Source organism: Streptomyces sp. ASQP_92, assembly GCF_025399895.1.
Lineage (GTDB): Bacteria > Actinomycetota > Actinomycetes > Streptomycetales > Streptomycetaceae > Streptomyces.
In genome coordinates this window covers 1-11853 of record NZ_JAODUA010000044.1, presented here as the reverse complement: position 1 = coordinate 11853, position 11853 = coordinate 1, and the positions used below count along the sequence as shown (strand labels likewise).

Below are 11853 nucleotides of genomic sequence, written 5' to 3'. Positions count from 1 at the left end.
GAAACCGGTCGACGGCCGGTCCCGGGACACCCGGGGCCGGCCGTTTTCGTGCGCCCGCTCCGGGGAGCGTTCAGCGCAGCGCCTCGTCGAGGAGCGCCGCCCACTGGGCCACGACGCGTTCGCGGCGGGCCGCGTCGTCGGTGAGCAGGTTGGCCAGGCCCAGGCCCCGGGCCATGTCGAGAAGGCCCTGCACCGTCTCGCGTACCCCCGGCACCGACTCGTCGGCGCCGAGGAGTTCGACCGCGATGCGGTGCGATTCGCGGCCCACGCGCGCCTCCAACTCCGTTACGCGAGCGTGCAGTTGGGGCTCGTTGGCGGCGGCGACCCACAGGTGCAGCGCGGCCCGGAACAGCGGCCCGGTGTAGAGGCCGACGAGGGCGGTCACGACCTGGGTGCGGTCGCTGCGGTCCAGGGCCCGCAGCGCGAAGGAGCGCTGTTCGGCGACGTACTCCACGGCGGCGGTGAACAGGTCCTCGCGGGTCGGGAAGTGGTGCTGGGCGGCGCCGCGCGAGACCCCGGCCCGCTCGGCGACCACCGACACCGTCGAGCCCGCCCAGCCGTGCTCGGCCAGGCAGGCCACGGCGGCCTCCAGGAGGCGCTGCCGGGTGGCCCGGCTGCGGTCCTGCTTCGGGGTCTTCGGTGGGGTCACAACACCCATGCGGGGTCCCGTCGTTCGAGGAAGGCCGTCACTCCCTCCCGCGCCTCGGCGGAGGCGAAGAGGGACGCCGAGCGGGCGGTCAGCTCCTTCGACCAGCGGTCGAAGGTCTCCGACACGGTAGCCGTGAGCAGCGCCTTCGACGCGGCCAGGCCCTCGGGTGAGGATCTGCGCAGCCCGTCGAGGACGGGTTCGAGGGCGACGTCGACGTCGTCGGCGGCGAGCGTGACGAGCCCGGTGCGGGCCGCCTCCGCCGCGTCGAACCGCTCGCCGGTGAGGTAGTAGCGGCTCGCGGCGCGCGGGTCCATGCGGGGCAGCACCGGCAGGGAGATCACGGCCGGCGCCAGGCCGAGCCGTACCTCCGTGAACGCGTACGAGGAGGCGGGCCCCGCCACCGCGATGTCGCAGGCCGCCAGGAGGCCGAGGCCGCCCGCGCGGACGTGGCCGGTGACCCGCGCCACCACCGGTTTGGGGAGCTCGACCACGGCCCGCATCAGGGCCACGAAGGCCGCGGGGTCCGCCGGGGCCTTCAGATCGGCACCCGCGCAGAACGTGGTGCCGGTGTGGGTGAGCAGGACGGCGCGCACGTCCGGGTCGCCGGCACAGCGGGCGAGTGCCGCGCCCAGCTCGGCCACCAGGGGCGCCGAGAGGGCGTTGCGGCGGGCGGGCGCGTCGAGGGCGAGGGTGGTGATGCCCCGCTCGTGGGTGACCCTGACAACGCTCACGTCCGGCCCCTTCGCGGGCCGGTGCCGGTGGGGTGGCTCATGTCTGGTCCTTCTCTCGAAGCCGCAGTTCGCGACGGAGGATCTTGCCGGACGCGGCCCGGGGCACGGCGTCGATGAACTCGACGCGGCGGATCTTCTTGTACGGGGCGACGTGTCCGGCGACGTACGCCATCACCTCGTCCACGCCGAGATCCGCCCCCGGCCCGCGCACGACGAAGGCCTTGGGGACCTCGTTGCCGTCCGTGTCGTGGACGCCGATGACGGCCGCGTCCGCGATGGCGGGGTGGGTGAGCAGCAGGGCCTCCAGGTCGGCGGGGGCGACCTGGAAGCCCTTGTACTTGATGAGTTCCTTGACGCGGTCGACGACGTACAGCCAGCCGTCGTCGTCCACGCGGCCGACGTCGCCGGTGTGCACCCAGCCCGCCGGGTCGATCAGGGCGGCGGTGGCCTCGGGCCTGCGGAGGTAGCCCTTCATGACCTGGGGGCCCCGGATCGCGATCTCGCCCTCCTCGCCGGGCTCGGCGTCGCGGTCGGTGTCGTCCAGGCGCAGGATGCGCATCTCGGTGGACGGCAGGAGTTTGCCGACCGCGCCGGGCGGAGGGTTCTCGGTGGCCAGCGGCACCATGTGGGTGCCGGGCGACAGCTCGGTCATGCCGTACGCCTGGCGTATCGGCGGCAGTCCCAGGCGGGCCGAACAGGCCGCCGCCAGGCGGGTGTCGAGGGGGGCGGCCGCGCTGACGATGTACTCGATGGACGACAGGTCGTACCGGGCGACCGCCGGGTGTTTCGCCAGGGCGAGCACGATGGGCGGGGCGACGTACAGGCCGGTGATGCGGTGGCGCTCGATGGTGCGCAGGAACTGGTCGAGGTCGAAGCGGGGCAGCACCACGACGGTGGCGCCGGCTCGCAGGGGCGCGTTCATCAGGGCGGTCATGCCGTAGATGTGGAAGAAGGGCAGCACCGCCAGGATGCGGTCGCCGGGCACCATCGGGACCAGCGGGTGGAGCTGGGCCAGGTTGGTGGCGATGCTGCGGTGGGTGAGCATGACGCCCTTGGGGACGCCGGTGGTGCCGGACGAGTACGGCAGTACGGCGACGTCCTCGGCGGGGTCGATGGGGACGGGGTCGGGGGCGGGGCGGGCGGGCTCGGGGGCGGCGCCGGCCAGGAGGTCGTGGACGAGGGAGCGGTGCCCGTCGGCCCGGTCGCAGACGAAAATCTCCTGGATGCCGCCGGCGAGGCCGGCGGCCCGGCGGGCGGTGTCCAGGAGCGGCGAGACGGTGACGATCCAGCGGGCCCCGGAGTCCGCGAGCTGTTTGGCGAACTCCTCGGCGGTGCACAGCGGATGGACGGTGGTGACGGCCGCCCCGGCCCGGCTCGCCCCGTAGAACACCACGGGGTAGAGCACCGAGTTGGGGCTGTGCAGGGCGAGCACGTCCCCCTTGCGCAGCCCGCTCGCGACGAGCGCGGACGCCAACTTGCGGTGCCGCGCGTCGAGTTGGGCGTAGGTGGTGGTGGCGGAAGCGCCCGCGTCGGTGGCGTCGACGAGGGCTACGGCGTCGGGGTGGCTGGCCGTGGAGCGGGCCAGCACCGCCTCGTGGATGGGCTCGTCGACCACGGGCACGTCGGCGTACTCGCTGCGGTGGACGCGAGGAGTGCGGGGAGCCGGAACGGCTGGGGAGTCCATGGGGGATCTCCTAGTACGGCTAGTACGACTTGGGAAGGCCCAGGGACTGGTGCGACACGTAGTTGAGGATCATCTCCCGGCTGACCGGGGCGATCCTGGCGACCCGTGCGGCCGTGATCAGCGGGGCCAGGCCGTACTCGCGGGTCAGGCCGTTGCCGCCGAGGGTGTGCACGGCCTGGTCGACGGCCTTCACGCAGGCCTCGGCCGCCGCGTACTTGGCCATGTTGGCGGCCTCGCCCGCGCCGATGTCGTCGCCCGCGTCGTAGAGCGCGGCGGCCTTCTGCATCATCAGGCGCGCCAGTTCCAGCTCGATGTGGGCCTGGGCGAGGGGGTGGGCGATGGCCTGGTGGCCGCCGATGGGGAGCTTCCACACCTGGCGGGTCGTGGCGTAGTCGACGGCGCGGGCGAGCGCGTAGCGGCCCATGCCGATCGCGAAGGCCGCCGTCATGATCCGCTCGGGGTTGAGCCCTGCGAACAGCTGGAGCAACCCCGCGTCCTCGTCGCCGACGAGCGAGTCGGCGGACAGCCGCACATCGTCGAGGACGAGCTCGAACTGCTTCTCCGCCGCCTGGAGTTCCATGTCGATCCGGGACCGCTCGAAGCCCGGGGTGTCACGCGGGACGATGAACAGGCAGGGCTTGAGGCCTGCCGGGCGGCCCGTCGCGTCGTCGGGCCCGGTCCTGGTGCGGCCGACGATGAGGGTCGCGTCCGCCAGGTCCACGCCGGAGATGAAGACCTTCCGCCCGGTGAGGACCCAGTCGTCGCCGTCGCGCCGGGCGGTGGTGGTGATGCGGTGCGAGTTGGACCCGGCGTCCGGCTCGGTGATGCCGAACGCCATGGTGAGCGAGCCGTCCGCGAGCCCCGGCAGCCAGGTGCGGCGCTGCTCCTCGGTGCCGAAGCGGGCGATGACCGTGCCGCAGATGGCGGGCGAGACCACCATCATCAGAAGCGGACAGCCGGCCGCCCCCAACTCCTCCAGGACGATGGACAGTTCGGCCATTCCACCACCCCCGCCGCCGTACTCCTCGGGCAGGTTGACGCCGAGGTAGCCGAGCTTGGCCGCCTCCGACCACAGGGCGGCGCGGTCGAATCCGCGTCCGTGCCGGGCACCCAGTGCGGCGACGGCGGCCCGCAGGTCCTTGTTCTCCTGGCTTTCGATGACACCGGTCATGCTTCCTCGGCCTCCGATGCGACTACGGCGAGCAGGGCACCGACCTCGACCTGGCGGCCGGGGGCGGCGTGGAGCGCGGTGAGCGTGCCGGAGGCCGGAGCGCTGATGCGGTGCTCCATCTTCATGGCCTCCAGCCAGAGCAGCGGCTGCCCCGCGTGGACGCGGCAGCCCTCCTCGACGCCGTCGGCGACCCGCACGACGACCCCCGGCATGGGGGCGAGCAGCGAGCCGGGCGCGACGAGGTCGCTGGGGTCGGTGAAGCGGGGGTGGACGGTGAAGGCGTGGCACCCGGACGCGGTGTCGACGTGGACGGCGTCGTCGCCGTAACGATGAACGCCGAAGTCCCGTATCAGGCCGTCTATTTCGAGGCGTACGCGGTCGGGCGAGACGGAGTCGAGACGCACCCCCGGGTGGCCGTCGGCTTCGAGTCCGTGGCGGGTGAGGCGGTAGCGGACCTCGTGCTCGCCGTACCGCTTGATCTGCGGCTGCGAGGGTACGTTGCGCCAGCCGCCGCCGAACCGCCCGGCCCGGGAGGCCGCGTCGGCGAGGGCGGCGGCGAGGGCGGCGTGGGCGGCGCCGGGCAGGGGCGCGGTGAGGTCGGCCAGGTTGCGGTCGTAGAAGCCGGTGTCGAGGCGGGGGCCGTCGTGGGTGGCGGCGTGCGCGCGGTCCGGGTGGCCGGGGGCCTCGGTGGAGCCGGGGCTTCCGGAGGGGCCGGGGCCTTCCGCGCCATAGGCGCCTTCCGTGAAGTCGGGGTGGCGCAGGGAGCGTACGAGCAGGTCGCGGTTGGTGGCCGGGCCGTGGACGCGGGCGCGTTCGAGGGCGTGGGCCAGCTTGCGGGCGGCTTCGGCGCGGGTCGCGGCATGGACGACGACCTTGGCGATCATGGGGTCGTAATGGACGCCGATGGTGTCCCCGTCCGCGTAGCCGCTGTCCAACCGGGCGCCATGCACCGCCAGTTGATGGAGTGTGCCGGTCTGCGGGGCCCAGCCGTTGGCCGGGTCCTCGGCGTACAGACGGGCCTCGATGGCGTGGCCGCGCGGGGCGGGCGGCGACGGCGGGAGGGGTTCGCCCTCGGCGATACGGAGCTGAAGGGCGACGAGGTCCAGCCCGAACACGGCCTCGGTGACGGGGTGTTCGACCTGGAGGCGGGTGTTCATCTCCAGGAAGTGGGCCCTGCCGTCCGCGACCAGGAACTCGACGGTGCCCGCGCCCCGGTAGTCGGTGGCCTTCACGGCCCGCACCGCCAGGGCGTACAGCTCGTCGGTCAGCTCCGGGCTCAGACCGGGGGCCGGGGCCTCCTCGACGACCTTCTGGTGGCGGCGCTGGAGCGAGCAGTCGCGGGTGCCCAGCACCCAGACCGTGCCGTGGGCGTCGGCGAGGATCTGCACCTCGACATGGCGCCCGCCCTCGACGTACGGCTCGACGAACACATCCCCGTCACCGAAGGCACCGAGCGCCTCCGCGCGGGCCGCCGCCAACTCGGCGCGCAGGTCGGCCAGTTGCCGCACCACGCGCATCCCGCGTCCACCGCCGCCGGCCGACGCCTTGATGAGGAGGGGTAGGTCGCGCTCGGTGACGTCGGCGAGGTCGAGGGGCGGCAGACCCATGAGTTCCTTGGCGCGGGTCTTGGAGGCCATGGCCTCGATGGCGTCGGGCGGCGGACCGATCCAGGTGAGCCCCGCGCCGGTCACCGCCCGCGCGAAGTCGGCGTTCTCGGAGAGGAAGCCGTACCCGGGGTGCACGGCGTCGGCGCCCGAGGCGAGGGCCGCCGCGACGAGGAGGTCGCCGCGCAGATACGTCTCGGCGGGCGTGGCCCCCGCCAGGCGTACGGCGGTGTCGGCCTCCCGTACGTGCAGGGCTCCCGCGTCGGCGTCCGAGAACACGGCGACCGTGGATATGCCCAGCTCACGGCAGGTGCGAAAGACCCGGCAGGCGATCTCGCCCCGGTTGGCGACGAGCACCGACCCGATCAGGGTCTTCGAGCCGGTCGAGCCGGTCGTGGTCTTCGCCTTGCTCGTGGTTTTCCCCTGGCTCATGGCCCTCACATCCGGAAGATGCCGAAGCCGCCACGGGCGCCTTCGACGGGAGCGGTGTGGATCGCCGACAGGCACAGCCCGAGGACCGTGCGGGTGTCGCGCGGGTCGATGACCCCGTCGTCGTAGAGGCGTCCCGACAGGAACATCGGCAGCGACTCGGCCTCGATCTGCTGCTCCACCATGGCGCGCAGCCCGGCGTCCGCCTCGTCGTCGTACGGCTGCCCCTTGGCCTGCGCGGAGGCGCGGGCCACGATCGACAGGACGCCGGCGAGCTGCTGGGGACCCATGACGGCGGACTTCGCGCTCGGCCAGGCGAACAGGAAGCGGGGGTCGTAGGCGCGGCCGCACATGCCGTAGTGGCCGGCTCCGTAGGAGGCGCCGAGGAGCACGGAGAGGTGCGGGACCCGGGAGTTGGACACCGCGTTGATCATCATTGCGCCGTGCTTGATGATGCCGCCCTGCTCGTACTCCTTGCCGACCATGTAGCCGGTGGTGTTGTGGAGGAAGAGGAGCGGGATGTCGCGCTGGTTGGCGAGCTGGATGAACTGCGCGGCCTTCTGCGACTCGGCGGAGAACAACACGCCCTGCGCGTTGGCGAGGATGCCGACCGGGTAGCCGTGCAGCTCGGCCCAGCCCGTCACCAGGCTCGTCCCGTACAGCGGCTTGAACTCGTCGAAGTCCGAGGCGTCGACGATCCGGGCGATGACCTCGCGGGGGTCGAAGGGGGTCTTGAGGTCCTCGGGCACGATGCCGAGCAGCTCTTCCTCGTCGTACTTGGGTGGCTCGACCGCCCGTGCCGGGTCGGGGTGCGCCTTGCGGTGGTTGAGGCGGGCCACGATGCGCCGGGCTTGGCGGATCGCGTCCTGCTCGTCGTCGGCGAAGTGGTCGGCGAGCCCGGAGGTGCGGGCGTGCATCTCCGCGCCGCCGAGCGACTCGTCGTCGCTCTCCTCGCCGGTCGCCATCTTGACCAGCGGCGGCCCCCCGAGGAACACCTTCGACCGCTCCTTGATCATCACGGTGTGGTCCGACATGCCGGGGACATACGCGCCGCCGGCCGTGGAGTTGCCGAAGACGACGGCGATGGTGGGGATGCCGGCGGCGGACAGCCGGGTGATGTCCCGGAAGATCGCGCCACCCGGGATGAAGATCTCCTTCTGGGAGGGCAGATCGGCGCCGCCGGACTCGACGAGGCTGATGCACGGGAGTCGGTTGGTGTACGCGATCTCGTTGGCGCGCAGGGCCTTCTTGAGCGTCCAGGGGTTGGACGCGCCGCCGCGCACGGTGGGGTCGTTGGCGGTGATCAGGCATTCGACGCCCTCGACGGTGCCAATGCCGGTGACCATCGAGGCGCCCACGGGGTAGTCGCTGCCCCACGCTGCCAGCGGGGACAGCTCCAGGAAGGGGGTGTCCGGGTCGAGCAGCAGCTCGATGCGTTCCCGGGGGAGCAGTTTGCCTCGTCGCCGGTGGCGGGCGGTGTACTTCTCCCCGCCCCCGGCGAGGGCCTTGGCGACCTCGCCCTCCAGCTCAGCGAGCCGGGTTCGCATGGCGGTGGACGCGGTGCGGTGTTCGGGGGTGGTGGGGTCGAGGGTGGTGGGGAGGGTGGGCATGGGGGGGCTCCGGGGGTTGGGGGGTGGGGAGTGGGGGGGCTGGCTGTGGTGGGGGTGGGTGCGGGTGGGGGGCGCCTGCGGCGGAGGCTCCCCCACCCCGCCCCTTCCCGAGACCCTCCGGGGGTGCGAGTGGGTGGCCGCCTCTCCTGGGGCTCCGCCCCAGACCCCGATCGCGCCTTAAGGGCGCTCGTCCTCAATCGCCGGACGGGCTGAAGGTGCCCCAGCGCCGAGCAGTTAAGGGGCGCGGGGAACGGCGCGACCAGCCACGCACGGCCCGCAGGGACGAGGGGGTTGAGGGGCGCGAGGAACGGCGCGAGAAGCGGGCACGGTCCGCAGATGAGAGGGGGTTTTGGGGGCGCGAGGAACTGCGCGACAAGCCACACACGGCCCGCAGGGACGAGCGGGTTGAGGGGCGCGAGGAACTGCGCGACCAGCCACGCACGGCCCGCGGACGAAAGCGGGTTCAGGGGCGCGGGGAACGGCGCGGGCCGGTGGGCGTGGGACCCGGGGCGACGATCCCCCGGAGGGTCTCGGGAAGGGGCGGGGTGGGGAACAACTCACCCCAGCAAATCCACCGGCACCGCCACCACCCGACTCCGCAACCACTCCCCCACCCCCTTCCCCTGAGGATCGAACCGCGCCTGCGAAGCAACCCCCTCCCCCAACAACCCCTCCACCACGAAGTTGAGCGCCCACAGGTTCGGCAGAACATGCCGGGTAACCCGCAAATCCCTTACCTCCGGCAGGAGTTGACGAAAGACGTCCACGGTCAGCGCATGCACCAGCCACGCCCACACCCCCTCCGACCGCACCCAAACCCCCACATTCACATCCCCCCCTTTGTCCCCACTCCGCGCCCCTGCCACCGTCCCCAACGGCACCTGCCGCGTCGGCCCGGACGCGACGAACGCAGGCAGCGGAGGCAGCGGGACCGAAGAAGGCGGAGGAGGCAGAGGAGGCGGAGGAGGCGGAGGAGGCAGAGGAGGCAGAGCCGCCGGAAGAGACAGCAACCGGTCCGAAGGGACGGCCGTCGCGGCCGGCCCGACCGCCCCAGGCGCGGGCGCCACCAACTCCCGTTCCCCGGACGGAAGTACAGCCACCTGCTCCACCGACCCCGCATCCACATACACCGCCGAGAACACCCCGTACGGCGCCCCCTTCGACGGTGGAACCGTCACATGGAAGCCGGGGTAGCTGCCGAGGGCGAGTTCGACGGCCGCGCCGCTCACCACCCGGCCCACCGTCTCCGGATCGGGATCCCGCACGACCAGCCGCAGCAGCGCGCTCGCACACTCCTGCGTCGACGCGTCGGGCCGATCGGTGCGAGAAAGCTCCCAAGTGACGGACGCGGGGCGGCATTTGGCGCGCGCGAACGCATCCGCGACCTGCTCTCGCACCAGCTCCGCCTTCTCCTCCACATCGAGCCCGGTCAGCACGAACACGACCTCGTTGCGCCACCCCCCGATGCGGCTGACCCCGACCTTGAGCGTCGGCGGCGGTGCCTCGCCCCGTACGCCGCTGATGCGCACCCGATCCGGCCCGTCCTGGTCGAGCCGTACCGTGTCGAGCCGCGCGGTGACATCGGGCCCCGCGTAACGCGCCCCGGACGTCTCGTACAACAGTTGCGCGGTGACCGTCCCGGTGTCGACCACTCCGCCGGTGCCGGGATGCTTGGTGATGACGCTGGTGCCGTCGGCGTGGAGCTCGGCGATGGGGAAGCCGGGCCGGACGAGGTCGCGGCGCGCGAGCTCGGTGAAGAAGGAGTAGTTCCCGCCGGTGGCCTGGGTGCCGCACTCCAGTACATGCCCCGCGACCACCGCGCCCGCGAGCGCGTCGTACTCCTCGGGCCCCCAGTCGAACCACCAGGCCGCGGGCCCGGTGACCAGGGCCGCGTCCGTGACCCGCCCGGTGACGACGACGTCCGCCCCGGCCCGCAGACAGGCCGCGATCCCGGCGCCACCGAGGTAGGCGTTGGCGGTGAGCGCGCCCTCGGGCAGGGGCTGGGCGTCCCCCTCGACATGGGCGACCCGTACGGGAATGTCGAGCCGCGCGCTCAACTCCCGCACCGCGTCGGCCAGTCCGGCCGGATTGAGCCCGCCCGCGTTGGCGACGATCCGCACCCCGCGTTCCCGGGCGAGCCCGAGGCACTCCTCCAGCTGCCGCAGGAACGTCTTGGCGTACCCGAGGCGTGGATCGCGCAGCCGGTCGCGGCCGAGGATGAGCAGGGTGAGTTCGGCGAGGTAGTCGCCGGTGAGCACGTCGAGGGGGCCGCCGGTGAGCATCTCCCGCATGGCGTCGAACCGGTCGCCGTAGAACCCGGAGGCGTTCCCGATCCGCAGGGGCCGCCTCGCCCCCCGCGCGCCGGGCGCGCCCCGCGTCCCCTCGTCCCCTATTCGCCCGCCGCCTTCCATCAGGCGCCGGCCTTGGGCGCGGGGGGAGCCGAGGACGCGCGGGGCGGGCGGCCGGGGCCCGCGGGTCCGGCGAAGGCCTGGGCGATGTCGAGCCAACGGTCGGCGTCGGCGCCCTCGGCCGTCACGGCCGTGTCGGCGCGGTGCAGCCGCTGGGTGACCAGCAGACAGAAGTCCAACGCGGGCCCGGTGACGCGCTGTTGAGCGTCCGCAGGCCCGAAGACCCACACCCGCTCCCCCTCATCGCCACTCTCACCGCCACCGCCACCGCCACCGCCCGGCACGGTCAGCTCCACCCGGAACTCCTCGGCGGGCGGCTCCAACCCCCGTACCGCGAAGGCGTAGTTGCGGGCGCGGATGCCGATGCGGGCCACATGGCGGAGCCGGTCGGTGGGCCTGCGGGTACGCCCCAGCGCGTCGAACACGTCCTGGCCGTGCGCCCAGGTCTCCATCAGGCGCCCGGTGGCCATCGACGCGGTGGACATGGGCGGCCCGTACCAGGGGAACCGCGCCCCGGCGGGCGCCGCCCGCAGCGCCTCCTGGAGCTGTACGCGACTGTCCCGCCACCACGAGAGCAGCTCGGCGGGCGGGAGCAGAGCCCCCGCCTCGGCCCCGTCGTCCACGAAGGTGTCCGGCGACGCGGCGGCCTTGTCGACCTCCGCCGCGAAGGCGTCGGGATCGGTGACGGAGAGCAGGGCGGCGGTGTCGGTCCACGCAAGGTGGGCGACCTGGTGGGCGATGGTCCAGCCGGGCGCGGCGGTCGGCGTGGCCCACTGGGCCGGGCTCAACTCCCCGATGAGGACGTCCAGTTCGCCGCCTTCGGCGAGCAGATCGTCAAGGACAACGAGAACGGCGTCGGTCGGACCGGCCGGCTCTGACACGGTGCGCTCCCCTCCGGGACAGCGGGTGTGCCCCGGAGCATGGCAGCCCACCCGGAAACAAGCAAGCGTGCTTGCATTTATTGATGGTGCGGGGATCGGGGAAGGGGTGCCGTCGGCCGGCGTGGGTCGGTCAAGATCTTCCGGGTTACGGAGCAGCCCCTCAGGGGGCTGGGGCGCAACCCCGGGGGCCGGACCTTCCAACCCCCTGTACGGGCCCGGGCCTTCCAACCCCCTGTACGGGCCCGGGCCTCCCCCCTGCACGGGCGGTGGGCCGAAAGCGCCTCGGGGTCTGGGGCGGAGCCCCGGGGGTCCGAGGGGCGGAAGCCCCGGGGGGCCAGGGGCGCAGCCCTTCGGCGGGCCTGGGGGCCCAACCCTGGAGGGGCGAGGGGCGGAGCCTCAGGGGCCGGGCCTTCCAGCCCCCTGCATGGGCGGTGGACGGAGACCGCCTCGGGGTCCGGGGCGCAGCCTCAGGGGTCCGAGGGGTGGAGCCCCTCAGCGGGTCTGGGGCGCAGCCCCAGGGGCCGGACCTTCCAACCCCTTGCACGGGCGGGCGGGTGGGCAAACACCCAGGGGTTCTGGGGCGCAGCCCCAGGGGGTCCGAGGGGCGGAGCCCCTCAGCGGGTCTGGGGCGCAGCCCCAGGGGCCGGACCTTCCAACCCCTTGCACGGGCGGGTGGGTGGGCAAAC

The 11853-nt window shown here is 73.3% G+C and carries 8 protein-coding genes; all 8 read right to left on the bottom strand.

The features are described 5' to 3' along the window. Positions 1–70: 70 nt before the first annotated feature. The 8 genes from N4G70_RS36620 to N4G70_RS36585 all read right to left on the bottom strand — a co-directional run bounded on the left by N4G70_RS36620 (position 71) and on the right by N4G70_RS36585 (position 11167). Entirely contained in the window at positions 71–658 is a 588-nt protein-coding gene (locus N4G70_RS36620; RefSeq protein ID WP_261717109.1) for a TetR/AcrR family transcriptional regulator, read from the bottom strand. Beyond that, on the bottom strand, positions 646–1380 hold the full coding sequence (locus N4G70_RS36615; RefSeq protein WP_261717108.1) for an enoyl-CoA hydratase family protein: 735 nt from the start codon (positions 1378–1380) through the stop codon (positions 646–648). The genes N4G70_RS36620 and N4G70_RS36615 overlap by 13 nt, the downstream gene beginning before the upstream one ends. A 37-nt stretch (positions 1381–1417) precedes the next feature. Then, complete coding sequence (locus tag N4G70_RS36610) at positions 1418–3064, bottom strand: 4-coumarate--CoA ligase family protein (protein ID WP_261717107.1); 1647 nt, start codon at positions 3062–3064, stop codon at positions 1418–1420. Between the two features lie 19 nt (positions 3065–3083). Beyond that, the gene (locus N4G70_RS36605; protein ID WP_261717106.1) at positions 3084–4235 is read right to left on the bottom strand and encodes an acyl-CoA dehydrogenase family protein; all 1152 of its coding nucleotides are present in this window, start codon (positions 4233–4235) and stop codon (positions 3084–3086) included. Further along, positions 4232–6208 carry a biotin carboxylase N-terminal domain-containing protein gene (locus N4G70_RS36600; protein ID WP_261717111.1) on the bottom strand — a complete coding sequence of 659 codons (1977 nt, stop codon included), beginning with the start codon at positions 6206–6208 and terminating at the stop codon, positions 4232–4234. The genes N4G70_RS36605 and N4G70_RS36600 overlap by 4 nt, the downstream gene beginning before the upstream one ends. Positions 6209–6276: 68 nt before the next feature. Then, positions 6277–7878, bottom strand: a complete 1602-nt coding sequence (locus N4G70_RS36595) for an acyl-CoA carboxylase subunit beta (protein WP_261717105.1) — start codon at positions 7876–7878, stop codon at positions 6277–6279. Positions 7879–8435: 557 nt separating this feature from the next. Next, positions 8436–10169: an acyclic terpene utilization AtuA family protein gene (locus tag N4G70_RS36590; protein WP_399038113.1), complete on the bottom strand. Its 1734-nt coding sequence runs from the start codon at positions 10167–10169 to the stop codon at positions 8436–8438. 119 nt (positions 10170–10288) lie between these two features. Next, positions 10289–11167 (bottom strand): TIGR03084 family metal-binding protein, encoded by an 879-nt coding sequence (locus N4G70_RS36585; RefSeq protein WP_261717104.1) that lies wholly within the window; start codon positions 11165–11167, stop codon positions 10289–10291. Positions 11168–11853 lie beyond the last annotated feature (686 nt).

What these genes read in the sequence shown, in the direction of transcription:
- N4G70_RS36590 (WP_399038113.1), bottom strand. Translation starts at nt 10,169, where the DNA reads ATGCGGGAGATGCTCACCGGCGGCCCCCTCGACGTGCTCACCGGCGAC.
- N4G70_RS36605 (WP_261717106.1), bottom strand. Translation starts at nt 4,235, where the DNA reads ATGACCGGTGTCATCGAAAGCCAGGAGAACAAGGACCTGCGGGCCGCC.
- N4G70_RS36595 (WP_261717105.1), bottom strand. Translation starts at nt 7,878, where the DNA reads ATGCCCACCCTCCCCACCACCCTCGACCCCACCACCCCCGAACACCGC.
- N4G70_RS36620 (WP_261717109.1), bottom strand. Translation starts at nt 658, where the DNA reads ATGGGTGTTGTGACCCCACCGAAGACCCCGAAGCAGGACCGCAGCCGG.
- N4G70_RS36610 (WP_261717107.1), bottom strand. Translation starts at nt 3,064, where the DNA reads ATGGACTCCCCAGCCGTTCCGGCTCCCCGCACTCCTCGCGTCCACCGC.